This window comes from Kaistella sp. 97-N-M2 (genome assembly GCF_021513235.1).
In the GTDB taxonomy this organism is placed as follows: Bacteria; Bacteroidota; Bacteroidia; order Flavobacteriales; family Weeksellaceae; genus Kaistella.
The window spans coordinates 1,221,474-1,245,872 of sequence record NZ_CP090976.1 but is presented as its reverse complement, the minus strand read 5'-3'; the positions used below and the strand labels follow the sequence as shown (position 1 = coordinate 1,245,872).

The window sequence follows — 24,399 nt, the reverse complement described above, 5'->3', positions numbered from 1 at the left end:
TGATGTTGAGCGAAATTATTCCAGTTCCAATGGTTGGTCCTCTTTAACTTCCTCTTCTTCTTCGTGATATTCAAACAGAAAATCATTGTACGGAAATCTCGAGATATGAATTTTTAGAACTTCGTCGTAAATCATTTTTTTCATCTCCGGGAAATTATCTTTCGTCAGCGCAGAAATAAAAACGGTCGGATATTGCGATTTCGACATCCAGGTTCTCTTCCATTCCTCCAACGAAATATTTTTACGGGTTTCCGGTGTTAGATCGTCTTCCTCTTTCACCTCATGAGAGAAAGCATCAATCTTATTAAAAACCATAATCATGGGTTTTTGATGGGCTTCAATCTCTACAAGAATCTGGTTCACGGAATTGATGTGGTCTTCAAAACTTTCGTGGGAAATATCCACGACATGAATAAGAAGGTCAGCCTCCCGCACTTCGTCCAGCGTCGATTTAAAACTTTCGACGAGCTGCGTCGGTAATTTTCGGATAAAACCAACGGTATCTGTTAAAAGGAAGGGTAAATTTCCGATAACCACTTTGCGCACCGTGGTATCCAACGTTGCAAAGAGTTTATCTTCGGCAAAAACCTCTGATTTCGAAATGGAATTCATCAGCGTGGATTTTCCCACATTCGTATAACCCACCAACGCAACACGCACCATTTTTCCCCGGTTTTGTCGTTGTGTGGACATTTGTTTATCGATGGTTTTGAGTTTCTCCTTGAGTAAAGTAATCCGGTCGCGAATGATTCGTCTGTCGGTTTCGATTTCTGTTTCACCCGGACCACGCATTCCAATTCCCCCTTTTTGTCTTTCGAGGTGGGTCCACATTCGCGTTAACCGCGGCAACAGATATTGGTACTGCGCCAGCTCAACCTGCGTTCTTGCGTAAGAAGTTTGCGCGCGCTGGGCGAAAATATCAAGTATCAAATTTGTGCGGTCCAGAATTTTGACTTCCATTTCTTTTTCGAGATTCTTCAGCTGAGAAGGCGTAAGTTCATCATCGAAAATTACGGTCCCGATATGGTTTTCTTTTACGTAATCTCTTATTTCCTGGGCTTTCCCGCTGCCAATAAATGTTTTGGAGTCCGGCTGCGTTAATTTTTGGGTAAATCTTTTCACGACGGAAGCTCCCGCTGTTAAAGCGAGAAAGTCCAACTCATCCATATATTCAACAAGTTTATCTTCGTCCTGATTTTGCGTAATTAAGCCGACCAGTACGGCTTTTTCGTAGTTGTGATCTTTTTTTCTAACATAAATTTCCTTTCGGCATTTGTACAAAGATAATAATTTGAATTTCAGCAATAAAAAATCTCAGATAAAAATGCTCTGAGATTAAATTCTATCTTTAATTTTCTAGTCCCAATCGGCGGCTAGAAATTTCATCATTTTTCCCGTGTTGTCGGAAAGCGTCAAATAATGACCGTCAATCTTAAAGTTCGTCATCGTAGGCAAAGCTTTGCCAAACGCGGCTTCCAAATCCATGGCTTTATCGCAGTACATCATCGTGCTTCCAACATCCGAAAATGTTACATTTCCATTCGCATTGAAAGTTGCGGTGCCAAACATGCTGTTGCAGCCCATATTGGCGGTAAACTTTCCGGCTTGATTAATATTGGTTAAGTTCATGTTGGCTTTGCTGCTTACCATGAGATCTTTGCTGAAATCCTGAAATTGCACCAACATCCATTCTTTATTAAGGTTAGCTGGAGTTGGCATTTGCGACGTACAGTTCGCTAAAAAAAGCAGCGCGAAAATGGCTAAAAAGCCCGTTATAATTTTTTTCATTTTTAAATTTTCCACTACACTTCCATTTCTGTGCCACCTTTTCTTTAAATTTGTGATCCTCTGCAAATCTTTAAATGGCAATAAAATGATGGAAATTAAAAATCTGGAGACCGAACGCTTGGTGCTGCGACCAATGTCCGTCGCCGATGCGCCTTTTATTTTCGAACTTTATAATTCGCCGAAATTTATCGAATTTATTGGCGATCGAAAACTTCGAACCCTGGAAGATGCAGAAAATTATATTCAGGAGAAATTTTTCCCGCAGATCGAAAGATTGGGTTACGGTAATTATTTGATCGTACGTAAATCTGACAACGCTAAAATTGGTTCCGTAGGAATTTTCGAGCGCGACGGCCTCGATGTGCACGACATTGGTTTTTCTTTTCTGGATGAATTTCAGGGGAAAGGTTACGGCTTCGAAGCGGCGTCCAAACTTTTGGAAAAAGCTTTTTCAGATTTTGGAATCACGAAGGTTTCTGCAATTACAGTTACAGAAAATATTGCCTCGCGAAAATTGATAGAAAAGCTCGGTTTGAAATACGTAAAAATGGTTCAGCTTCCCGGCGATGACGTGGAATTGATGTACTACGAGACGGAAAAATTCAAATAAAAAAAAGAACGCACCGGTGATGCGTTCTCTATATTTTTAAAGCTAAAGCTTAATTCTGCTTCCAGTCCACAACAGCGCGAATAAATGCTTCGGCGTTTTCCAGTGGAATATTGGGTAAAATTCCGTGGCCAAGATTAACGATATAGCGGTCTTTTCCAAACCGATCGATCATTTCGTTTACCATTTTTCGGATGGTTTCCGGCGAAGAATATAATCTTGCGGGATCAAAATTTCCCTGCAAAGTCATCGTTTGATTGGTTAAAGTTCTTGCCATTTCCGGCCGAATCGTCCAGTCGACACCCAGCGCCGAAACTTTGGACAGCATCATTTCTTCCAAGGCAAACCAACAGCCTTTTCCGAAAACAACAACGTGGGTTAAAGGGCTCAGAGCCTCAACAATCTGATTGATATACTGGTAAGAAAAAACCTGATAATCTTCCGGCGACAGCATTCCGCCCCAGGAATCGAAAACCTGAACGGCAGAAACGCCTTTCTCTACTTTCCTTTTCAAATAGGCAATCGTGGTATCTGTAATTTTCTGCAACAATAAATGCGCGGCTTCCGGGTTTTGGAAACAGAATTTTTTGGCCACGTCGAAAGTTTTGGAGCCTTTTCCTTCAACGCAGTAGCACAGGATCGTCCAGGGAGATCCCGCAAAACCGATCAACGGAATGTCATTATCCAGTTTGTGTAAAGTCATTTCGATGGCGTCGAAAACGTAACCTAAAGTATCATTCACGTTGGGCACGTAAACGTTTTGCACATCTTCCAAGGTGCGGATGGGCTTTTCTAACCAGGGCCCAACACCATCGCGCATCTCGAAATCCATGCCCATCGCCTGCGGAATCACCAAAATATCCGAAAACAAAATGGCAGCATCCAAAGGATAGCGGCGAATCGGCATCACCGTAATTTCCGAGGCCAGTTCCGGCGTTTGGCATCTTGTAAAAAAATCGTATTTATCGCGTAGTTCCCGAAATTCCGGTAAAAATCTGCCGGCTTGCCGCATCATCCAAACCGGTGGTCTGTCAACGGTTTCGCCTCTTAACGCTTTTAAATACAGGTCATTTTTAATCATAATAATAGATTTTCCCCGCTCAGTTTTGTTTTTTCTGCGCAGAAATTAATTTCAGCAAATCGTCGAGATTGCTTTCTTTACTTGTTATAATTGGATTTTTTGTGAATTTCCTCAGCTCACTTTCAGTTGTTTCGCCAATTGAAAACAACTGCAGGTGGTCCAAAGAATTAAACTTTGCAAAACTACGAACTCCGCTCGGACTAAAAAAACACACGCCATCATAATCGCCGGAAACTTCCGGATAGATTAGGCTGGTTTCGTAAACGACGATCTTTTTGTAAGATATATTCTGCAGAGGTAATGTTTTATCTAAGACATCTAAGGCAAGATCGCCACAAAAATGGAGGAATTTTTCGGTTGTGCTGTTGTCGATAATAAATTCGGAAAGCTCCTGCGCATTTTTTGCGACTTTAAAGGTTCCGAAACCGCGTTTCCGCAGGGCGGCTTTGGTCTTCAAGCCCACTGCATAAATCTTGTTGTAATTTTTCTCCACGAAGTTTTCATTCGGCTTGAAATCATTGGCAAAAAAAGAATCTACAGCATTGACGCTCGTGAAGACAAGCGATTTATTTTTTAATGCGAAAGGTTCAACTTTCAAAGGTTTGATTTTAATCACTTCTAAAAAATCATAAGAAAAATGACTTCCTAATTTCTTGGAAATCATTACTTTACTTAGTTTTTTTGTGAAAAGAATTTTCATAAGTATTTTTAAGGATCGCGAGAAAACGCGAGACTATAATGAATTTTTAATTTCCTGCATCAGTTCCCGACCGCCGTTCAGCAGAATTTTTTCTGCCAGCCTTTTGCCGTGATTTTCTGCTTCATTCCAGGCGAAGATTTCATCGGTTTCAATACAGTTTTTTCCGTCCAAGGAACATAACCGTCCTACGAAACGGATTTCATTTTGATCATTAATTTCGGCAAAGGCTCCAATTGGCGCGGTACAGCCGCCTTCCAATGTATTGAGAAAACTTCTTTCGATATCGATGCAGATTTGCGTTTTTTTATGATTAATGCTTTCGAAAATTTCCTGTATTTCTGCATCATCACTTCTGCCGCAAACCGCCACCACACCTTGCGCAGGTGCCGAAATCATCATCGGAAGCTGTTCATAATCAACATTTAAACCCATTCTGGCAATTGCTGCGAGGGAAAAGAGCGTCGCGTCGAAATCGTTTTCTTCCAGTTTCTTTAATCTTGTCTGAACATTTCCGCGGATGTCGGAAAATTGGGTTTCGGGAAATTCGCGCAGCCAAAAAGCGCGGCGTCTCAAGCTGCTTGTGGCAATTTTGAGATTTTTCAGGTCCAGCGTGGCAGAATCTTTTTTCCGTACCAAAACATCTTCCGGATAATCGCGTTCTAAAACCGCAATTATTTTGAGGTTTTGCGGCAGTTCGGTGGGGATATCTTTTAAGGAGTGCACGGCGATATCGACTTCTTTATTCAAGAGCGCAATATCTAAATCTTTCGTAAAAATACCGGTAATTCCTAATGTATAAAGTGGTTGCGTAAGATTTTTGTCACCGGAGGAAAGGATCGGAACAATGTCGGTTTTATAATTTTTATTTTGAAGATTTCTGGCAACTTCGCGCGCCTGCCAAAGTGCAAGTGGAGAATTTCGGGTGCCTATTTTAATGCTTCTCATTGAATTCGTTATTGGGTTGTTCGACTAAGATCTCATGCATCAACTTGCTGATTTCCTCTGCTTTCCAGGGATTATCGATGATGTATTTTGCAAAGCGATTGGTGATTTTCTGGATCATTTTATCCGAAAGTTCCATATCATCAACCGCGACATATTTGTGTTTTTTGTGAATATTGTGCATCTCTTTGCGCTCCATATTTTTCAGAGCTGCTTTGAAATGATGAATATTTGGGGCCAGTTTTCGTTTCTTTTCCCACTCCATAAAGTCTTTCGTCATCTCTTTGATGATTTCTTCGGCTTTCGGAATTTCTTTTTGACGCTGCAGCATGGTTTCGCGGATATGAAGGGAAAGCTCATCAACATCCACCAAACTTACATTTGTATTGTCGGTAATATTCTTCTCCACATTATTCGGAATCGAAAGATCGATAACCAGCGTCTCTTTGCCGTTCGGAAAATGGCTTTTGTTGATAATGGGGTGTTGCGCGCCGGTGGCGACAATTAGAATATCGGTTTTGCTTAATTCTTCCTGAAACTGATCAAATTCAATATGTGGAATCTTATATTTTTCTGCAATTTTTTCAGCTTTGTCTAAACTTCGGTTCGCAATTTTTACGCGCGGCTGATAAACGTGTTTTACAAGATTTTCCACGGTGTTCTGCCCAATCTCGCCGACGCCGAGCAATAAAATATTTTTTTCGGAAATCTGGGGTTGATTTTTCAAAATGTAGTGCACCGCCGCGTAAGAAACGGAAGCTGCCCCATTTGAAATTCCCGTCTCATTCTTGATTCTTTTTGAAATTTGGATGGCCGAATTGATGGATCTTTCGAGAAAGGGATTGGAATTTTGCTTTTCTTTTTTGAAGCGGTAATAGGCATTTTTAATTTGCCCAATAATTTCGAAGTCGCCGATAATCTGACTTTCCAAGCCGGCAGCTACGCGAAAAAGATGGTTCAGCGCTTCTTCGCGTTTCAAAACATTCACATACTTCATGAATTCGGTTAAACTGACGCCTATAATTTTGCAGTACATTTCTGCAATCAGCAGATAGTTTGGGGTGGTGGTATAAATTTCCGTGCGGTTGCATGTAGAAACCACAAAGGCATCACCCATATTTTGATCATGAATCTCGCGGACAAAATTTTTGATATTTTCATCAAAAAAAGAGAATTTACCCCGCGTTTCGGCATCAGCTTTCTCGAAACTGATACTTAGAACGGCAAAATTAGCAGTTTTGTGAATGTTGGAATCCTGATTCATAAGCAATCGCAAATTTAAGATTTTTAATTGAAAACAGGGTTAGAATGCAGCATGAAGATTATCATCAAAATCGAGACAAAAAGCTCATCAAAATACTTATTTACCCTTCTAAATGAAATATTTGCAGAATAAAAAAGTTATACTATTCACCACACCAACTTTAATAAAACTTTAACCAAAATTAGTTGAAATGTAATTTTTAGAACGGTTCTAAATTTATATCTTTGTAAACTTAAAAAAATCAGCAAAAAATGGGGTTATTTGATATGTTCACGCAGGATATCGCGATAGATCTGGGAACAGCGAACACACTTATTATACACAACAACAAGATCGTTATTGATCAGCCATCTATCGTAGCTATCGAACGCAGCAGCGGAAAACCAATTGCGGTTGGGGAGAAAGCGAAACATATGCAGGGCAAAACCCACGAAGACATTAAAACCATCCGACCTTTGAAAGACGGCGTTATCGCTGATTTTCATGCGTCTGAACATATGATCAAGGAATTCATCAAACAAATTCCGGGCATCAAAGGAAAACTTTTTCAACCTACATTAAAAATCGTAATCTGTATTCCTTCCGGCATTACGGAAGTGGAAAAAAGAGCCGTACGAGATTCTGCGCAAAAAGTAAATGCGAAAGAAGTACGCCTTATTTACGAACCAATGGCCGCGGCAATAGGAGTTGGCATTGATGTGCAAAAACCCGAAGGTAACATGATCATCGACATCGGTGGTGGAACTACGGAAATCGCAGTTGTCGCTTTGGGCGGCATCGTTTGCGACAAATCCGTAAAGATCGCGGGCGACGTTTTCACCAATGATATTGCGTATTATTTAAGAACACACCACAATTTATATATCGGAGAAAGAACCGCCGAAAGAATTAAAATTGAAGCCGGTTCTGCCGTGGAAGAACTAGATGTCGATATTGAAGACGTGCCGGTACAGGGGCGTGACTTAATTACGGGTAAGCCAAAAGAAATTATGGTTAACTATAAAGAAATTGCCCGTGCTTTAGACAAATCAATCATCCGTATTGAAGATGCTGTGATGGAAACGCTTTCTCTTACACCGCCGGAATTGGCCGCAGACATCTATAAGACAGGAATTTATCTTGCAGGTGGTGGCGCTTTATTGAGAGGACTTGCAGACCGACTTCACCGAAAAACCGGACTTCCCGTTTTTGTAGCGGAGGATCCTTTGAGAGCCGTAGTTCGCGGAACAGGCATCGCTTTAAAAAACATGGATAAGTTCAACTTCCTTATTAAATAAATTTTAACTTTTTACGAACATTAACCGATGGGATTTTTGCTGAGATTATTTTCGAAGAACGGCCTATTCGTCTTCTTTATATTTCTGCAACTCATTGCCTTGGTCTTGATTTTCAGCAGAAATTCAATGCAGCAGTCCTGGGTTGCGGGGCAAACCGCGGCCTTCAATTCCTGGGTTTCCGGGTATATTGACGAAGGTGCTTCTTATTTGAAACTGAAGCAGATTAACGATCAGCTGGTCTCTCAAAATAAAGATTTGATGGAGCAGGTTTACGGTAAAAACTCCACCACTTTGCCGCAGTTTCGTAAAGTTCACGATACCATCGGTGGCGGACAGATTTATACCTTCGTGGATGGCGAAATCGTTTTTAACAGCATTAACAGAAAAGACAATTACTTTACCATCAACCGTGGAAAAAGAGACGGCGTTCTGCCAAAAATGGGGGTAATGGCACCGAAAGGCATCGCGGGAATCGTGATTAACACGACAGAATCTTATGCCTTGGTACAATCTGTTTTAAGCATCAATAAAATAAAAATTAATGCTTCCCTGAAAAAATCCGGCTATTTCGGAACGTTAACCTGGCGCGGCGACGACTCCAGAACCATGCATCTTTCGGATATTCCGAAATATGTTCCGCTTCAGGTAGGCGATACCATAATCACCGACGGCAAATCGGCGCTTTTTCCGCAAGGCGTGATGGTGGGAAAAGTTTCCGGGTATGAAGTGGACAGCAAAACCGGCTTCTGGGACATTTCTGTGGAACTGAGCGAAAAAATGGGAAACCTCAGCAAAATTTATGTGGTTAAAAACCTGAAAAAAGCAGAAGTTCAGAAAATTCAGGATACGTTGCAGGCGACGATAAACAAAGAGAAATGATAAGCAGAACCTTATTTACAGATATTCTGATGATTGTTTTGCTGATTGCATTACAAATTTTTGTGCTGAACAGGATTACGCTCTTCGGAAAATACACGCCGGTTTTGTATCCCGTATTCATCATGTTTTATCCATTCTTTAGAAATAAATTTCAGTTTTTGGCGTTGAGTTTTCTTTTGGGTCTCGGCATCGATGCATTTCTTTACACATGGGGAATCAATGCTTTTGCCACCTTAGTTATCGCCTATTTCCGAACCTTAATTTTTCGGACTTCAACCGATACGTCCACCGATTTTTTCTCCTTTCAAACGTTGCAGTGGTCGCAATATCTGTTTTTTATATTCTCCAGTATTTTTTTACACCAATTTTTGGTGCAGTATATTGAATTTTTTAAACTGAGCCGCATTTTCGAAATCTTCCTCAATATTTTGGCAACCAGTGCGATTTCGTTTATATTTATACTGCTCTACTCCTTAGCATTTAAAATCAAACAAAAAGTTTGAAATCACAATACCTCAAAATCACTGCTGTTCTCATTTTGCTTGCTTTAATATTTATCGCGAGACTATCCTATCTGCAGCTTTTTACAGACCGATATGCCTTAAATGCGGCAAACACTTCCATTAAAACCGAATATATAATTCCGCAACGCGGCGTCATTTTCGACCGCAACGGAAAAATTATGGTGGGCAATCAGCCCTCTTACGAGATCTCTTTCACGGAGGCGCTGATGCGTCCGGATTTTGATACTTTGGATTTTTGTAATTTAATGAAGATCACCAAAGCCGATTTCATCACCAGAATTAATGCAATTAAAAAGGAAAAATATTATTCGAAGCTCACACCGATCACCTTTACGAAAAACCTAAGCCGGGAAGAAATTGCAAGAATTCAGGAAATTATTTTTAAGTACCCTGCTTTTAATATTGTTTCGCGGCCACAACGACAGTATGAGGTTTCCACCTCTGGAAATCTTTTAGGCTACACGAATGAAGTGAATGATCGGGAGATTAAAAAAGATTCGCTGTATTATTTACCGGGCGACTTTATCGGAAAAACCGGGGTTGAGAAATCCTATGAAAAGGAGCTGCGCGGGGAAAAAGGAGTGCAGTATATTCAGAAAGACATTCGGCTGCGAAGCATCGGTTCCTACAAAAACGGTACGTTAGATAAAGACGTAGTTACCGGAAAAGATATTACGCTCACCATCGACTACGATCTGCAGAAAATGGCCGAGGAAATGATGGTGAATAAGCAGGGCGCCATTGTGGCGATAGATCCGGCGACGGGAGAAATCTTGGTTTTGGCCACCGGCCCGGATATCGATCCGAATCTTTTCATCGGACCGGAAAAAACCAAAAACCTGTATCGGCTGCAAATGGATACGGTTTATAACAACCGCCCTACTTTCGATCGGTCCGTGCAGGCAGCTTATCCGCCGGGATCCACTTTCAAATTGCTAACCGCCGCGGCCGCCATGCAGATGGGGGTGATGGATGAAAATACCATCTTTCCGTGTGGTGGAGGATTTTATTACAGAGGTTTAAGAATTAAAGGTCACGGTGGTGCAGATCCGCTCATTCCCGCGATTCAGGTTTCGAGCAATTGCTATTTCTCTCATGCCTATATCGCTATTATGGATAAATATCCGGGTAATCCCACCAAAGGAGTTAATGAATGGAAAAAAATCATGAGCAGTTTTGGCGTCGGCGAATTTCTGAATAATGATATTGCGGTAGGTTCTAAAGGCCGAATTCCGACGGGCGAATTTTACGAAAAGCGAAGTGGCGGCAAAAAAGACTGGAGTTCTGCTTATACGATGAACGGTTCAATTTTTAACGGGATGGGCCAGGGCGATGTTCTTTTAACGCCTTTACAAATGGCCAATGTGGTTGCAGCAATTGTAAACAGAGGCTGGTATTATACGCCACATATCGTAAAATCCATCGATGGAAAACCAAACCCGGATCCAAGATTTAAAGTAAAGCATAAAACTCTGGTCGAACCGAAACATTTCGAACCCATCATCAAAGGGATGGAAGCCGTAGTTTTAAACGGAACCGCAAGAAGTTTAAAATCCAATGATTTCACCATGCTCGCAAAAACAGGAACAGCCCAGGTTCCGCAGGGAAAAGATAATTCTATTTTCGTTTTGGCGGCACCCGCAGAAAATCCTAAAATCGTTATTGCGGCTGTTTTCGAACACGCCGGCTTCGGTGGCACCTGGGCTGGGCCTGCCGCAACCGCTATTGCAGAAAAATACCTGACGGGCGACTTAAAGCGCGAACAACTTTACAAAAAGCTGGTAAACGCCAGTTTTATGCCGGAATATCAAAGACAATGGGTGGGAGAACTGAAAAGGAAAGGGCTTTACAAAGAACCCAACAAAGACTCCGTAAAAATTCAGAATATAGAAGACAGTCTGAAATTTATTAAAAACCCGGCGATACGAACTAAACTGATTTATAAAAGAGATTCCCTTCGAACAAGATTAAAAAGTAATACCCCCGCCAAATGAAGTGGACAGAAGGATTAGATAAAACCAGCATTTTTATGTATCTCGCCATCTCCAGTTTTGCAGTGGCGAATATTTATAGTGTGGACGAAACGCTCGGGAAAAAACAACTGATTTTTTTCGGGATTTCGCTCGTGGTTGGTTTGATGATTTTTATGATGCGGACCAAGTTTTTCGAAAATTTTTCGAGCATCATCTATGTGGGCGGAGTTCTGTTACTCATTGGTCTTTTTCCGTTTGGAACTGAAATTTTAGGCCAAAAAAACTGGTACAAGTTTGGCGGAGTCACGATGCAGCCCGTGGAATTTGCAAAAATCGGGGTTTCCCTGATGCTCGCGAATTATGTCTCGGGGCCAGATTTTAATTTAAAGGTTAAAAAATCGCTCTGGACGTCTCTTGCCATTATCGGTATTCCTGCAGCAGTGGTTTTGGCAATTCCGGATGTTGGCTCGCTGCTGGTATTCACGGCGTATTTTATCGCCTTGTTTCGGGAAGGGTTAAGTGGATGGTTTTTTGGAGTCGGTGGAATTTTAGCTGCGGTTTTCCTGGTGGCGCTTGCGGTCGATCCCGTTTATGTAATTCTCGGCGTGGCGGTAATCTATGGCTTCGTCATTCTGTTCAATTATCATAAAATCAACTGGAATATTTTTTCCCTCGCAAATTTCGGCGGTTCTTTCATACTGCTTTGTGGGCTGGCTTTTATTACGCCCACTATTTTAGAGAAAATGCCGAAGCATCAAAGAGAACGGATTGAAGTATTATACAAAGGCGAAAAGGCCTTCCGGGATACATCCGGTTACAACCTGCTCTATTCAAAAACGGCAATTGGCTCCGGCGGATTTTTCGGAAAAGGCTATAAAGAAGGCTCTGTAACGCAGGGTAAATTCGTTCCGGAACAGGAAACCGATTACATTTTCTGTACGGTGGGTGAAGAATGGGGATTCTTTGGTGCTTCGCTGCTGGTAATTTTCTACGCAATATTTATTGGACGGATCTATTATCTTTCAGAACGGCAAAAATCGACTTTTAACCGCGTTTTCGGCTATTGTTTTGCTTCGATCCTGCTTATGCACTTTGCCATTAATTTAGGGATGGTAATGGGCCTTTTTCCCACAGTTGGTATTCCTCTGCCCTTTTTTAGTTACGGAGGTTCTTCGCTCCTGGCATTTTCAATTATGACCTTTATTTTCTTTAAACTTAATTATACGGATCAGAACAGTTTGGTTTAATGTCTAAGAATTTGTCTGATGCTTCTTCTTGTTGAATTTATTTTGTTCTTACAACCGTCTTCTGTCTTAAAGAAGTACAGTGCGAACATATAAATAGCTTGCACTTAAAGGTTTAATAGCTTCGCAACAAACTGTAGAATGGCATCGATAAAAAGCTTTTAATTCAACAGTGCTTATTGCTTTTAGATTGTACTTTATATCGCTTCTTCGGAAAGTTCAATATTAAACTGAAGCTTGATGAAACCTTCCAGTGTATTAAAATTCTGCACGAAAAAAGCCACCATTGCTGGTGGCTTTCGTATCAATTATTAATATCTGCGTTTAATTATTATTTGCAAAATTACTGTTAAAGACTTCCTGAGACATTACCCGCTTCGCAAATCTAAATTTTGGTCCCCAATACGAGTCATTCAGCGAAGATATCATTACGCCCCTCGAGGTGGCTGCATGTATGAACATGATTTGACCGTCTTCCGTTACATTTTCCACGATTCCTACGTGAGAAATTCTTCCTCTGCTGTGGGAAAAGAAAACCAAATCTCCTTTCTGAAGGTTTTCTTTATCAATTTTTTCTCCTTCCTGTGCTTGTGAAGCTGCAACTCTAGGCAAATTCATCCCCGCCGCGGCACCAAAAACTGAAAGCACGAAGGCAGAACAGTCGATTCCCTTTCTGGTCATTCCACCATATCGGTAGGGAGTTCCTAAGTAAGATTCTGCTTCTGTTAAAATATCGTCGATTTTTCTTGTGAATCTTACCGTTTTTGCGATTTCTTCATTTTTAATTGAAGCTTCTAAACTTTTCGCTGCAGCTGCTTTTTCTTCTTTAAAGCTGTTAAGTAATTGCAGTTTAGCAATCTCTAGTTTTTTATGATCAATAGATGCAAGTTTGGCATCTGATTTGTATTCATTAATATAGGTTGGTGGAGCAGATACTGTGTAGTTGGTAACACAAGATTGCATTGAAAATGTAGCAATCGCACCAACCAAATAAACCAAAACTCTTTTCTTCATATATATTTGATTTCCTGTGTTAAAAAGTGATATTTGTTTTTAAATGCAAAGCAAAAGTAAGTATTACCCTTAATGTACAGGTGAAAACACCTTTTCATAAAAGTCATTTTAACACATTTTAACATTTTAGAATGTAATGTTAAGAGAAAATGAATCGCAATCGCCGTAATTTGGTGATTGCGTTTTTATTTTTATTATGATTTGTTAACATTTATTCAAACCATCTATGCGCTTTATTACATTCTTCTATGACAATGGAGTTAATACCAAAAAAAATCCCGCAATCAATGCGGGATCTTGAATGTTAATGCTTTTATCTTGTGAATAGTAATTCGCGATATTTAGTCATTGGCCAAAGCTCATCATCAACCATCATTTCCAACTCATCTGCTGAATTCCTGATTTTATCAAAGAGCGGCTTAACATCATTACAGAAAATTTCGGCCATCGTCTGAGAATTATCAGCGGTTTTCGCCATTGTAATCGCAGCGAGCAAACGGTCGACCTCAACTTTAATAATGGACACATGCTCCGATATTTCTGCGATCATATTCATCTGTTCGCTGGCCAATTTTTTAAATTCTTTTTCGCCAAAGATATCCTTAAGCCCTTTCACGTTTTCAATCAATCGGTTCTGATAATTTAAAGCACATGGAATAATGTGATTCCGGGCAATGTCGGCGAGCACTGTGGCTTCAATTCCAATAACGGTAGAATATTTTTCTAACTTAATTTCATTCCGGGCTTCGATTTCCCGGTGTGTATAAATTCCCAACTCTTCGTAAAGTGCCACAAATTTATCGTCCATCTCTCTTTTTAAAGCCTCCGGCGTCGTTTTTAAATTACTTAAACCGCGTTTCTCTGCTTCCAGCGCCCAATCTTCCGAATAACCATCGCCTTCGAACATGATGTTTTTTGACTGTTTAATGTACTCTCTCAAAATATTGAAAATGGCTTCATCCTTTTTCAATCCTTTTTCAATGAGCGCATCAACTTCTTTTTTGAAGGTCTGCAACTGTTTCGCAACAATCGAATTCATCACCGTCATCACCTCTGCACAGTTCGCAGAAGAACCTACAGCCCGGATTTCAAATTTATTTCCGGTAAAGGCAAACGGGGAAGTTCGGTTGCGGTCTGTATTATCCAGCAAAATCATCGGGATCTTTCCTACAACATTTAATTTAAGTTCTGTTTTTTCTTCCGGCGATAACTTTCCGTCCGTCACTTTTTCCAATTCTTCCAAAACACTGAAAAGTTGTGTTCCTATAAAGGTAGAAATAATTGCGGGCGGCGCTTCATTGGCACCCAAACGGTGATCGTTGCTTGCAGATGCAATGCTTGCACGTAATAAATCTGCATAGTCGTGAACCGCTTTAATCGTATTCACGAAAAAGGTAAGAAACTGTAGATTTTTCTTTGGATTTTTTCCGGGGCTTAAAAGATTTTCTCCCGTGTCCGTCGCCATGCTCCAGTTGTTATGTTTTCCACTTCCATTAACGCCGGCAAAAGGTTTTTCGTGGAAGAGAATATGAAAGTGGTGTTTGTGCGCCACTCTCGCCATAATGTCCATTAATAAGGAGTTGTGGTCTACCGCAACGTTCACCTCTTCGAACATCGGCGCCAACTCGAACTGGTTTGGGGCAACTTCGTTATGACGTGTGGTTACGGGAATTCCCAACTTCATGCACTCGATCTCGAGCTCCTTCATAAAGTTCATCACCCGTGTGGGGATGGAGCCGAAATAATGATCATCCAACTGCTGTCCTTTAGCGGGCGAATGCCCCATCAAGGTTTTCCCTGTAATAACGAGATCAGGTCGCGATTGATACAGGGCCGAGTCAACCAGGAAATATTCCTGTTCCCAACCCAAAGTCGGGCTTACCTTGGTTACATTTTTATCGAAATAGGATCTGCAAATATCTGTTGCCGCTGTATCAACTGCATGCAAGGCCCTTAATAAAGGTGCTTTATAGTCTAAAGTTTCTCCTGTGTAAGAAATAAAAATCGAAGGAATACAAAGCGTTGTACCAACGATAAACGCCGGCGAAGTGGGATCCCAGGCGGTATATCCTCGCGCCTCGAACGTATTTCTAATTCCCCCGTTTGGAAAAGAAGAAGCGTCAGGCTCCTGCTGAATTAACATTCCGCCCGAAAATCTTTCAATGGCACGGTCGCTTTCGAAAGGCGTGAAGAAAGAATCGTGCTTTTCTGCCGTGGAACCCGTTAAGGGTTGAAACCAATGCGTATAGTGCGTTGCACCTTTACTCAAGGCCCAGTCCTTCATCGCAACTGCAATTTGATCGGCAACGTCCCGCTGAATTTTGGTGCCTCGCTTTATTGCGTCCTGAATGGATTTGAAGGCTTCCTGCGTGAGGTAAGATCTCATCGTTTCCTCCGAAAACACATTTTGGCAGAATAATTCCGACAGTTTCGCAGGAACTTCCACTGCATTGTCTTTTCTATAATCTTTAAAGGAAAGCATTTCTAATGCTTTAAATCTTAAATATGCCATGGTTGTATTGAATTATGAGGACAAAATTACAATAAAAATCAATTCAAAATAAAATAACCCCAATTTTTTTAGGGGTGTTTGCAAAAAGTTTGATTTCCAAATTATTTTTAAATTAATGTTTATCGTCGAATTTTGCTTCCCGCAATATTAAACTATCATTAAAAAAGGCGGCTATCAGGACAGAATTCGGAATTCTACCATATATGTATTATCTTTGCCAAAAGATACACCTATGGTAAATTCACGTGCAAGAGAAACAACTGAAGCGATTGAGCGACTTTATGTTTCGATGCGACACTTATTCTATCGCGGCTTTTTCAAACCATCCGGAATCTCCGGAGAAAGCCTAAGATCCCTCCTAACCACCATTAATCCTGAAATTTACGGAACAATGGGTGTTCCCAACAAAATTGAATTAGACGGTTTAATGTATGTTCTCGATCGACTTCCCGAAGGAATCGAAGAATGTTCATTTATTCACCTAACCTCGGACGAAGGTTTCGAAAAAGGCAGTTTTGAGGTAATTGTTCCGAAAAAAAGACGCCGAAACTGCTACCGAATCGACGAACACCAGATGAATATTGAGGTTCTCCTGGGACGTTCCGAAATCTATGATATTCTTACACACCTTACATTCCTTTATATTGAGGCCGACAAAATTCGGCAGCTTGCCTTTATTTCCGACGAAAATGATAAACCAACCCGGGCCTGGAAAATTATCGAAGAAGTGGCAAAAGGCGAGAAAAAATTCAGCCGAAAAGAAAAAGAAGTCGCCTTAATTCACCTCTCTTCTCTTTTAGGCAGAACTTTCGACGAAACCCTTAATGCATACAACAGCTTTGGCGACGACAACAATCCCGACCGTTTGTTCAAAATTATCTATCATTTAGGCGAAGAAAGCTTCAACGATTCCAAAAAAATCCGCGAACGCGAAGTTCATTTCTCCGCCATCCTGCGCGAAAGAGTTGGCCACCACTTCTTCGGCGAAAAATGGGCGAATAAGGTGAAGCAGGTTTTAGCAGAAAACGATCTGCACATGCGGCCTTTGCACATTATTTCTGCCAATATGCATTCCGTGAAAAATATGCTTTATGCGAATGATGCGGTTTCCAAAAAAGCCACAAAAGAGGTAGATTATAAACTGTACGAAGAAATTTCCAACAAAAAATCTTTGCAGGAAAAAGTCCTCACACACTCGCAGAACGCCGGTTTAATTTACATCGACGATCAGAGTGGCAGTAATATCGATGTTCAGATCATCGATCTTGCGAAAACCGACTTAAAAAACACGCCGTTTTCCGGACTTAAATTTGCCGGCGACGATGTTGTCATGGTTTTCGATTATGCTTTTGGCGAACAGGCCTACGAAGTAATGGACGAACTTTTGCGTCCCTACGATTACAACGGCGAGATCTACACCATGAAGGTGAAATCAATCTCCATTATGGGGAAGGCCGGCATTCTAATGGGCGGTAAAGGCGACATTATGATACCCACTTCCCATGTTTTCGAGGGTACCGCAGACAATTATCCTTTCGAAAATGCGTTAAAACTGGCAGATTTCGAAGACGATGAACTGCAGGCGTTTGAAGGCGGAATGGTTACCGTTCTCGGGACTTCTCTTCAAAACAAAGACATCTTGCGCTATTTTATGGATACTTCCTGGAAGGCCATCGGGCTGGAAATGGAAGGCGCGCATTATCAAAAAGCCATTCAGGTAGCGTCTAAAATTCGCCATCATATTTCCGAAGATCTTTTTGTAATGTACGCTTATTATGCTTCGGATAATCCTCTGGAAACCGGCTCTACACTGTCTTCCGGCGGTCTGGGACTTACCGGCGTGAAACCAACGTATCTTATCACTTTAAGAATTCTGGAGAAAATTTTATCCTCCTCCGAATCTAAAAAATAGTTTTTTGGGCGCCTTATCCGCCTTCCATTCCCGCTTTTTTGCTTCACTTCGTTGCGCAAAAAGAGCTTCATTCAAGTCGGGGCGCAGGTGGGATTTTCTCCACACCATACAATTTAACAGAAAAGCTTTTCCCTTTCCGGAAGAGCTTTCTTTTTTTAAAATTCCTATCTTTCCGTTTCAAAAAAATTTTTAAGAAATGAACAAAGGACTTTTCGTTATTTTCGCTTTCGTTTTCGGATCACTTACCGCGCAGCAAAACGCTTACTACCAACAATACGCCAAATATAAAATGGATATTGATGTCGACGCCGAAAATTTCACCTATCAGGGCAAACAAACCTTAACCTATACCAATAATTCCCCCGACGAACTTAAAGTTGTTTACTTTCATCTTTACTGGAATGCTTTCAAAGCCGGTTCCATGATGGATCAACGCGTGGGAGGACAAGGAAAAAACGGCGATTCGCGCTTGCAAAACAACGGAATTTCGCGCCTGGCGTCCATTCCGAAAGAGGAAGAAGGCGCGCAAAACATTCACTGGATTAAGCAAAACGGCAAAGACCTCAAATTCGAAATTCAGGAAACCATCATGAAAGTAGAATTGGCAACTCCTATAAAACCCAATGCTTCCACCACTTTTACTATGGACTGGGACGCCGTAATTCCTATGCAAATCCGACGCGCCGGCAGAAATAACCGCGAAGGCATCGACATGACCGTGACGCAATGGTATCCAAAAATCGCCGAGTACGATTATGATGGCTGGGCCACGTTCGATTACATCGGCCGCGAATTTCACGCGCCTTTCGCTGACTTCGACGTTACCATTAAAATCGATAAAGACTATGTGATCGGTGCGGGTGGAAATTTAGAAAATCCTGCGGAAGTAAAAGGCTACGACCCAAAAGCAAACATCAAAACCGACGCGAAAAATAAAGCCACCTGGAGATGGACGGCGAAAAATATGCTTGATTTCGCCTGGGCAGCAGACCGCGATTATACGGTGGAAAACTTTACCGTGCTGGACGGACCGAAGGTATATTATGTTTATCAAAAATCGGAAAAAACAAAACTTTGGGAAGAAAGCAAACCTTACATCACCCAATTTTTCCAGTTGATGAATGCCTCTTTCGGACGGTATACTTATCCATCTTACTCCTTTATTCAGGGCGGCGACGGCGGTATGGAATACGGAATGTGCACCATGATCTTAGGAAACGCCACCAGTTTGGAAGGTTTGCTTGGCTTAATGGTTCATGAAGGTGGACATTCCTGGAACCAGCAGATTATGGCGTACAACGAAAGTATGCGACCCTGGATGGACGAAGGTTTCACCAGTTACTATGAAAGTCTGGTGATGCATCAGCTTTTGCCGCCGAAAGAGCCCATCGCCAATCCTTTTGTGGGAACTTTAAACGGCTACAGAAATTTTGTAAAAAGAGGAATCGAAGAACCGGCCGTTTGGTTTGGCGATCATCACGACAACGGTTCCGCGTATTCGGTTTCAAGCTACGTGAAAGGCGAACTTTTCCTTGTTCAGCTCGGCTACATTATGGGCGAGCAGAATTTATCTGCGACCATGAAAGAATTTTACCGGCAGTGGCATTTAAAACATCCCACCGACCGCGATCTGATGCATATCGCCCAAAAAGTTTCGGGCATGGATTTGAAATGGTTCCACAATTACTGGATCAATACGACGAAAACGATCGATTACGCTGTTAAAGATGTGAAGTACGAGGAGCATTCAACGACGATCACTTTAGAAAATAAAGGTTCTGTACCGATGCCAATTGATTTTTCAATCCTTACGAAAGACAAGAAAGTGGTGAACTATCAGATCCCTTTAAACATGACGCACGTGTGGAAATCCAAAGATATTTACGGCGACTTCACAACGCTCAACTACTGGCCGTGGACGCAGAAAGAATACACCTTTACAATTCCGTACAGCAAATCGCAGATTTCCGCTTTGGGCATTGATTTTTCTCAAAGATTGGCAGATGTGAATCCGGCAGACAATATGGTTGAAGTAAAATAAAAGTCGTACAAAAGGGCAAGAACAACGTCCAAATTTTTAGTCTTATAAAATTTTTTAATGAATTCCATCGCCATCAACATCGGAAACACCAACATCAGATTCGGACTTTTTGATGATGACCGCTGCGATATTTCCTGGATCATCAACACCAAACCCTACCGCACAAGCGATGAGTTGCAGATGCAGTTTATGATGATGTATCAAACGCATAAACTCGACATCGAAAAAATCGAGAAAGTAATTATCGGGTCGGTGGTTCCGCAGTTAACGAGGGAGATTTCAAGCGCTATTAGAAAAATTCACGGTCAAAAACCGATCATTGTGGACCGCGACACGCCCTCGAACGTCCAGCCAAAATCCAAGCAGATGGGAACGGACATTTACGCGAATCTCGTGGCGGCACATCACCTTTATCCGGAAAGAAAGAAAATTATTTTCGATTTCGGCACGGCCCTGACTGCAAGCTGTCTTTCCGAATCCGGCGAAACTTTAGGCGTCATTATCGCGCCCGGAATTATTACGGCGCTGAATTCTTTAATTAAAGGGACGGCACAACTACCCGAAATCGAATTAATTAAACCCGACAAAGTATTGGGACTCGATACCGTTTCGTGCATGCAAAGCGGCATGGTCTACGGATATTTGGGAATGGTGGAAGGCTTTATCGACCGGATAAACAAGGAAGTGGACGATGATTGTTTTGTAATCGCAACGGGTGGCGTTTCCCACGTTTATAAACCTTTAACGGACAAAATTCATGTTGCAGACCGGCTGCACACGCTGAAAGGACTGCATTATCTGGGAAAGGATCTTTAAACGGTTTCTTTTGAATGGAAGCATTCGCAAAAAGAAAATTCAGTTAAAAATAATATCTAATAGAAATTCGCTACCTCTTATTTCTAAAAAAATCTTTCACAATCACGGAACACTCGTTTTCCAAAACGCCCAAAACGATTTCGGTTTTCGGATGAAGTTTTAAACCTTTGTTGATAAAACCGCGCTGTTCATCGCGCGCACCGATGACCACTTTCGAAATCTGGGACCAGTTTAACGCCCCACAGCACATTACGCAGGGTTCGAGGGTAACATATAACGTACAGTTTTGCAGATATTTTCCGCCCAAAAAATTGGCCGACGACGTGATCGCCTGCATCTCCGCGTGCGCGGTAACATCATTTAAAGTTTCTGTAAGGTTGTGTGCCCGGGCAATTACGCGGTTGTTTGAAACCACGATACAGCCGATGGGAACCTCCTCCTTTTCCAGAGCGGTTTCGGCTTCCTGCAAAGCCATTTTCATAAAATATTCGTCGGTGAACATGAGTGAGGGATGGTGGATGATGGATGATGGATGATGGATGATGAATGATGAATGATGAATGATGGAAGATAGCTTTTAAATCAAAAAGGTTCAGTAGAAACCAAACCTTTTGATGAAGTTTAGGTTAGAATCGGTATCCGATGCCCAACATTCCTTTTCCTGTAATTGCTGAGTCATAATGGGAATCCAGTCCGAATCTTCGCGCAATACCTGCGCTGGCTTCAAAAATGATATTCTTTCTGGCTACCCATTTGCCGCCGAATCCCACACCAATTCCCAAAGTGGTATTTTTTTCTTCCACAGGCGAGGTGTAATAGTTGTTGGAATCGTAATGAGGAATGTAATGCGTATCATTAGTCATGGTGATGGGCACAAAGCCTTCTACAAAAAATCCGGACGCGTATTTTTTTCCAAAATACATGCGGTAGTACGGGGAGATCTGATTAAAGGAATAATCCTCGTCATTCTGCAGATCGAAAAGGCCGTTGATGCCGATTCCGGAATTTTCATTAAGAAGTCTTTCGTAGCTTACATTGAGGACCGGTCCGGCGATCAACTCAATAGGTGAAATCATAATGTCGTTTTGTCTTTCGGCTGATGCTGTATTCTGTGCATTCAGCGAAGATAACCCAGCCACCAGAGCTGAAACCAAGAGAATTTTCTTCATATATTTTTTTTAAATATATAATTAATATTTGGATTAATAATCGGGTATTTTCAGGACGCAGCTTTAATCAAAATTCATGGCTAACGGAAGGCGAAAGCGGTAACGAACCGCGGCACCGTTGATGACGGCAGGGGAAAATCTTTCGGGAAGTAGGTACATGGCAATTTCTGCCTGCCGGTTAAACGCAAAATGATCACCTTCCGCATGCACGGAACTTATGGTGCCATCTTTCTCCACCACAAACAAAACATTTGCTTTGATGATTTTTTGGTCCGGCAAAATGGCTTCCGCGTAAAAAAGATCTGAAACCTGTTTGCGTAAAATCTCGAAACCGCCCGGGTATTTTGCTTCCTTATTCAAGTCCTTTTTCGACGGATTAGACGCAGAGGCAGGGCGGGAATTTTTCGTATTCAGCCGCTGTAAATCTTCGCGGTTTTTTACTTTGATCAAGGTTCCGATAAAGGCGGTGTTTTGAATGCTGTCGAGCTTCGTCATAAACTCGGAAAAATCTCTTTTGATAGACATTTTCTCCTGCGTATTGTCTTCCAGGTCGAATTTTTTCTTGAACTCATTATTCAGCATAAACCGCTGATAGTCGAAATATTTCTTAGCCGACTGAAATTCTTCGTTTTGCTGGGCATGCAGAAAGCAGCCGCTGCAAAAAAGGATGGTATAGAATAATTTTTTCGGCACGAAATGGTTTTTGATGAACGTAAAATTAGGTAAAAAATATGAATCTGGTTTTAAATTTGCAAGGCTGGTCTGTCGGCGAAGGGGGAAATCATTTTATTTTCAGCCGCGATTGGAGCGGCATCCTTTTGTGGAGACTTGCGAAAGGCTCAGGCCCGCCAAGGCGGAACAAAAGATACAGCGGAAAGCGCGACACCTCTTCGAAAGCAGCGAAATTGAGGTTGCTGCAAAAAAAATCCCGCCAAATGAATGGACGGGATTTTATAAAATATTTGCGGAAAAATTATTCTGCGCTTGTAGCTTCTGCAGCAGGAGCATCTCCTTCTACAGCAGCATCCGTAGTTTCTTCTTCGTCTTCGTCGTCTGCGCCAGCGCCACCTTTCATTGCAGTTCTGGACATCTTAACGGCAACAACTACAGCGTTGTCCGGATGCATGAAACTGAAATTTTCGGTTTTGATGTCGCCCACATAAAGTTTACCTCCAATTTTCAATGAAGTTACGTCGACCACGATTTCGTCCGGCAAGTTTCCTGGAAGTGCTTTTACTTTCAGTTTTCTGAAGGACTGTCTTAGCGAACCACCGGCAACAACACCTTTTGAACGACCTGTAAGTGCTACAGGAACTTCCATAACCACCGGTTTGTCATCGGACATCTGATAGAAATCAGCGTGTAAAATTTTGTCGGTTAGGGGATGGAACTGGATGTCTTGAAGGATTGCGGCAATGGTTTGCCCGTCAACCTCAATAGATACCGTGTGTGCTTCGGGAGTGTATACCAAACCTTTGAAAGATCTTTCTTCAGCAGAAAAATTAAGGGTTTCGGCGCCTCCGTAAACAACACAAGGAACTAATTCAGCATCACGTAAAGCTTTAGTAGACTTTTTGCCCACGCTTTCTCTTTTTGTACCTTGAATTGTGATAGATTTCATAATGTAAATAAAAAATTTTTAAGGGTGCAAAGATATAGATTATTTTCTATATAATGAATTTCTCGCTGATGGATTTATGTTCGTGCACCATTTTCATAACATCTGCAAAGAGTTCGGCACAGGAAAGTACCTTTATTTTGGAGGAAAGATTTTCTTTCACCGGAATACTGTCGGTTACAATGACTTCGACTAATTTTGAGTTTTCAATGTTTTCGTAGGCTTTACCGGAGAGTACACCGTGAGTAGCCATGGCGCGAACGCTTATGGCACCGTTTGCCATCAGGATATCTGCGGCCTTGCAGAGTGTTCCCGCGGTATCGATCATATCATCGATGAGGACCACGTTTCTTCCTTCTACATCACCAATCAGAAACATTTCGTCGACAACATTGGCTTTCTTTCGTTCTTTGTAGGCGATCACAACATCTGCTCCTAAATGCCCGGCGTAATTTTTGGCGCGTTTTGCGCCTCCCATATCCGGCGAAGCGATGGTAAGATGGTCTAAATTTAATTTTTGAATATAGTCGATGAAAATGGTGGAAGCATACAAATGATCCACCGGAATTTCGAAAAATCCCTGAATCTGATCCGCGTGTAAATCCATGGTCATCACTCTTGTGGCGCCCGCCGCTGTAAGAAGATTCGCAACCAGCTTGGCACCGATGGGGGCTCTGGGCTGATCTTTGCGGTCCTGCCTTGCCAAACCGTAATAAGGCAAAACAACGGTAACACTTTTGGCCGAAGCGCGCTTGGAGGCATCAATCATTAATAACAATTCCAGCAAATTATCTGCGGGAGGAAAAGTGGATGCAATTAAAAAAACCCGCCCACCACGGACAGATTCATCTAAAACTGGCTCGAATTCGCCATCACTAAACTCCTGAAAATTAATTTTACCTAATTCCTGCCCATAAAAACGGGCGATTTTCTCTGCCAACACCTTGCTGGTCCTGGTGGAAAATAAATAACTTGCTTGCTCAGACATTTTTACTTTTTTAGATGCACAAATTTAAAAAAATAAAACCACCTGAAAGA

At 41.7% G+C, this 24,399-nt stretch carries 22 protein-coding genes; 9 read left to right on the top strand and 13 right to left on the bottom strand.

The window, feature by feature from the left end; genetic code table 11:
• Window positions 1–15: 15 nt before the first annotated feature.
• Together hflX and L0B70_RS05910 are read right to left on the bottom strand one after the other, a co-directional pair.
• Window positions 16–1,281: a GTPase HflX gene (gene hflX, locus L0B70_RS05915; protein ID WP_235143360.1), complete on the bottom strand. Its 1,266-nt coding sequence runs from the start codon at window positions 1,279–1,281 to the stop codon at window positions 16–18.
• Window positions 1,282–1,356: 75 nt separating this feature from the next.
• Window positions 1,357–1,788 carry an META domain-containing protein gene (locus L0B70_RS05910; RefSeq protein WP_235143359.1) on the bottom strand — a complete coding sequence of 144 codons (432 nt, stop codon included), beginning with the start codon at window positions 1,786–1,788 and terminating at the stop codon, window positions 1,357–1,359.
• Between the two features lie 85 nt (window positions 1,789–1,873).
• On the opposite strand from L0B70_RS05910, the gene L0B70_RS05905 reads away from it, so the two are divergent.
• Window positions 1,874–2,398, top strand: coding sequence for a GNAT family N-acetyltransferase (locus L0B70_RS05905; RefSeq protein WP_235143358.1), 525 nt, complete (start codon window positions 1,874–1,876; stop codon window positions 2,396–2,398).
• A gap of 49 nt (window positions 2,399–2,447) precedes the next feature.
• Here the strand turns inward: L0B70_RS05905 and hemE are convergent, their stop codons facing one another.
• Genes hemE through hemA form a run of 4 tightly spaced genes read right to left on the bottom strand, consistent with a single transcriptional unit; the run spans window position 2,448 to window position 6,382 of the window.
• The gene (gene hemE / locus L0B70_RS05900; protein ID WP_235143357.1) at window positions 2,448–3,476 is read right to left on the bottom strand and encodes a uroporphyrinogen decarboxylase; all 1,029 of its coding nucleotides are present in this window, start codon (window positions 3,474–3,476) and stop codon (window positions 2,448–2,450) included.
• Between the two features lie 19 nt (window positions 3,477–3,495).
• Window positions 3,496–4,176, bottom strand: a complete 681-nt coding sequence (locus tag L0B70_RS05895; RefSeq protein ID WP_235143356.1) for a uroporphyrinogen-III synthase — start codon at window positions 4,174–4,176, stop codon at window positions 3,496–3,498.
• Between the two features lie 33 nt (window positions 4,177–4,209).
• Entirely contained in the window at window positions 4,210–5,121 is a 912-nt protein-coding gene (hemC, locus tag L0B70_RS05890; RefSeq protein WP_235143355.1) for a hydroxymethylbilane synthase, read from the bottom strand.
• Window positions 5,108–6,382, bottom strand: coding sequence for a glutamyl-tRNA reductase (gene hemA / locus L0B70_RS05885; RefSeq protein WP_235143354.1), 1,275 nt, complete (start codon window positions 6,380–6,382; stop codon window positions 5,108–5,110). Before hemA ends, hemC begins: the two co-directional genes overlap by 14 nt.
• A gap of 251 nt (window positions 6,383–6,633) precedes the next feature.
• On the opposite strand from hemA, the gene L0B70_RS05880 reads away from it, so the two are divergent.
• Genes L0B70_RS05880 through rodA form a run of 5 tightly spaced genes read left to right on the top strand, consistent with a single transcriptional unit; the run spans window position 6,634 to window position 12,282 of the window.
• Entirely contained in the window at window positions 6,634–7,659 is a 1,026-nt protein-coding gene (locus tag L0B70_RS05880; RefSeq protein WP_235143353.1) for a rod shape-determining protein, read from the top strand.
• Between the two features lie 27 nt (window positions 7,660–7,686).
• Entirely contained in the window at window positions 7,687–8,538 is an 852-nt protein-coding gene (gene mreC, locus L0B70_RS05875) for a rod shape-determining protein MreC (protein ID WP_235143352.1), read from the top strand.
• Window positions 8,535–9,041, top strand: coding sequence for a rod shape-determining protein MreD (locus L0B70_RS05870; RefSeq protein WP_235143351.1), 507 nt, complete (start codon window positions 8,535–8,537; stop codon window positions 9,039–9,041). Before mreC ends, L0B70_RS05870 begins: the two co-directional genes overlap by 4 nt.
• Window positions 9,038–11,056 carry a penicillin-binding transpeptidase domain-containing protein gene (locus L0B70_RS05865; protein WP_235143350.1) on the top strand — a complete coding sequence of 673 codons (2,019 nt, stop codon included), beginning with the start codon at window positions 9,038–9,040 and terminating at the stop codon, window positions 11,054–11,056. Before L0B70_RS05870 ends, L0B70_RS05865 begins: the two co-directional genes overlap by 4 nt.
• Window positions 11,053–12,282 (top strand): rod shape-determining protein RodA, encoded by a 1,230-nt coding sequence (gene rodA, locus L0B70_RS05860; RefSeq protein ID WP_235143349.1) that lies wholly within the window; start codon window positions 11,053–11,055, stop codon window positions 12,280–12,282. The genes L0B70_RS05865 and rodA overlap by 4 nt, the downstream gene beginning before the upstream one ends.
• Before the next feature lie 321 nt (window positions 12,283–12,603).
• On the opposite strand, the gene L0B70_RS05855 is transcribed toward rodA, so the two are convergent.
• Window positions 12,604–13,293 carry a C40 family peptidase gene (locus L0B70_RS05855; RefSeq protein WP_235143348.1) on the bottom strand — a complete coding sequence of 230 codons (690 nt, stop codon included), beginning with the start codon at window positions 13,291–13,293 and terminating at the stop codon, window positions 12,604–12,606.
• 313 nt (window positions 13,294–13,606) lie between these two features.
• Complete coding sequence (locus tag L0B70_RS05850) at window positions 13,607–15,805, bottom strand: glutamine synthetase III (RefSeq protein ID WP_235143347.1); 2,199 nt, start codon at window positions 15,803–15,805, stop codon at window positions 13,607–13,609.
• 232 nt (window positions 15,806–16,037) lie between these two features.
• On the opposite strand from L0B70_RS05850, the gene L0B70_RS05845 reads away from it, so the two are divergent.
• From L0B70_RS05845 to L0B70_RS05835, 3 genes are all read left to right on the top strand, one after another.
• Window positions 16,038–17,717: a DUF6909 family protein gene (locus tag L0B70_RS05845; protein WP_235143346.1), complete on the top strand. Its 1,680-nt coding sequence runs from the start codon at window positions 16,038–16,040 to the stop codon at window positions 17,715–17,717.
• A 196-nt stretch (window positions 17,718–17,913) separates the two neighbouring features.
• Window positions 17,914–19,758 carry a M1 family metallopeptidase gene (locus L0B70_RS05840; protein WP_235143345.1) on the top strand — a complete coding sequence of 615 codons (1,845 nt, stop codon included), beginning with the start codon at window positions 17,914–17,916 and terminating at the stop codon, window positions 19,756–19,758.
• Window positions 19,759–19,815: 57 nt separating this feature from the next.
• Window positions 19,816–20,574: a type III pantothenate kinase gene (locus L0B70_RS05835; RefSeq protein WP_235143344.1), complete on the top strand. Its 759-nt coding sequence runs from the start codon at window positions 19,816–19,818 to the stop codon at window positions 20,572–20,574.
• A gap of 70 nt (window positions 20,575–20,644) precedes the next feature.
• Here the strand turns inward: L0B70_RS05835 and L0B70_RS05830 are convergent, their stop codons facing one another.
• From L0B70_RS05830 to L0B70_RS05810, 5 genes are all read right to left on the bottom strand, one after another.
• On the bottom strand, window positions 20,645–21,076 hold the full coding sequence (locus L0B70_RS05830; RefSeq protein ID WP_235143343.1) for a nucleoside deaminase: 432 nt from the start codon (window positions 21,074–21,076) through the stop codon (window positions 20,645–20,647).
• A 124-nt stretch (window positions 21,077–21,200) separates the two neighbouring features.
• Window positions 21,201–21,743 carry a DUF3575 domain-containing protein gene (locus L0B70_RS05825; protein ID WP_235143342.1) on the bottom strand — a complete coding sequence of 181 codons (543 nt, stop codon included), beginning with the start codon at window positions 21,741–21,743 and terminating at the stop codon, window positions 21,201–21,203.
• A 63-nt stretch (window positions 21,744–21,806) separates the two neighbouring features.
• The gene (locus tag L0B70_RS05820; RefSeq protein WP_235143341.1) at window positions 21,807–22,436 is read right to left on the bottom strand and encodes an energy transducer TonB; all 630 of its coding nucleotides are present in this window, start codon (window positions 22,434–22,436) and stop codon (window positions 21,807–21,809) included.
• 280 nt (window positions 22,437–22,716) lie between these two features.
• Complete coding sequence (locus L0B70_RS05815; protein WP_235143340.1) at window positions 22,717–23,364, bottom strand: 50S ribosomal protein L25/general stress protein Ctc; 648 nt, start codon at window positions 23,362–23,364, stop codon at window positions 22,717–22,719.
• A 46-nt stretch (window positions 23,365–23,410) separates the two neighbouring features.
• Complete coding sequence (locus L0B70_RS05810) at window positions 23,411–24,349, bottom strand: ribose-phosphate pyrophosphokinase (RefSeq protein WP_235143339.1); 939 nt, start codon at window positions 24,347–24,349, stop codon at window positions 23,411–23,413.
• Between the last annotated feature and the right edge of the window lie 50 nt (window positions 24,350–24,399).

Excerpts from the sequence above, each read along its gene's own strand:
- L0B70_RS05910 (WP_235143359.1), bottom strand. The coding sequence starts at position 1,788 with ATGAAAAAAATTATAACGGGCTTTTTAGCCATTTTCGCGCTGCTTTTT.
- L0B70_RS05905 (WP_235143358.1), top strand. The coding sequence starts at position 1,874 with ATGATGGAAATTAAAAATCTGGAGACCGAACGCTTGGTGCTGCGACCA.
- hemE (WP_235143357.1), bottom strand. The coding sequence starts at position 3,476 with ATGATTAAAAATGACCTGTATTTAAAAGCGTTAAGAGGCGAAACCGTT.
- L0B70_RS05895 (WP_235143356.1), bottom strand. The coding sequence starts at position 4,176 with ATGAAAATTCTTTTCACAAAAAAACTAAGTAAAGTAATGATTTCCAAG.
- hemC (WP_235143355.1), bottom strand. The coding sequence starts at position 5,121 with ATGAGAAGCATTAAAATAGGCACCCGAAATTCTCCACTTGCACTTTGG.
- hemA (WP_235143354.1), bottom strand. The coding sequence starts at position 6,382 with ATGAATCAGGATTCCAACATTCACAAAACTGCTAATTTTGCCGTTCTA.
- L0B70_RS05880 (WP_235143353.1), top strand. The coding sequence starts at position 6,634 with ATGGGGTTATTTGATATGTTCACGCAGGATATCGCGATAGATCTGGGA.
- mreC (WP_235143352.1), top strand. The coding sequence starts at position 7,687 with ATGGGATTTTTGCTGAGATTATTTTCGAAGAACGGCCTATTCGTCTTC.
- L0B70_RS05870 (WP_235143351.1), top strand. The coding sequence starts at position 8,535 with ATGATAAGCAGAACCTTATTTACAGATATTCTGATGATTGTTTTGCTG.
- rodA (WP_235143349.1), top strand. The coding sequence starts at position 11,053 with ATGAAGTGGACAGAAGGATTAGATAAAACCAGCATTTTTATGTATCTC.
- L0B70_RS05855 (WP_235143348.1), bottom strand. The coding sequence starts at position 13,293 with ATGAAGAAAAGAGTTTTGGTTTATTTGGTTGGTGCGATTGCTACATTT.
- L0B70_RS05850 (WP_235143347.1), bottom strand. The coding sequence starts at position 15,805 with ATGGCATATTTAAGATTTAAAGCATTAGAAATGCTTTCCTTTAAAGAT.
- L0B70_RS05845 (WP_235143346.1), top strand. The coding sequence starts at position 16,038 with ATGGTAAATTCACGTGCAAGAGAAACAACTGAAGCGATTGAGCGACTT.
- L0B70_RS05840 (WP_235143345.1), top strand. The coding sequence starts at position 17,914 with ATGAACAAAGGACTTTTCGTTATTTTCGCTTTCGTTTTCGGATCACTT.
- L0B70_RS05835 (WP_235143344.1), top strand. The coding sequence starts at position 19,816 with ATGAATTCCATCGCCATCAACATCGGAAACACCAACATCAGATTCGGA.
- L0B70_RS05830 (WP_235143343.1), bottom strand. The coding sequence starts at position 21,076 with ATGTTCACCGACGAATATTTTATGAAAATGGCTTTGCAGGAAGCCGAA.
- L0B70_RS05825 (WP_235143342.1), bottom strand. The coding sequence starts at position 21,743 with ATGAAGAAAATTCTCTTGGTTTCAGCTCTGGTGGCTGGGTTATCTTCG.
- L0B70_RS05815 (WP_235143340.1), bottom strand. The coding sequence starts at position 23,364 with ATGAAATCTATCACAATTCAAGGTACAAAAAGAGAAAGCGTGGGCAAA.
- L0B70_RS05810 (WP_235143339.1), bottom strand. The coding sequence starts at position 24,349 with ATGTCTGAGCAAGCAAGTTATTTATTTTCCACCAGGACCAGCAAGGTG.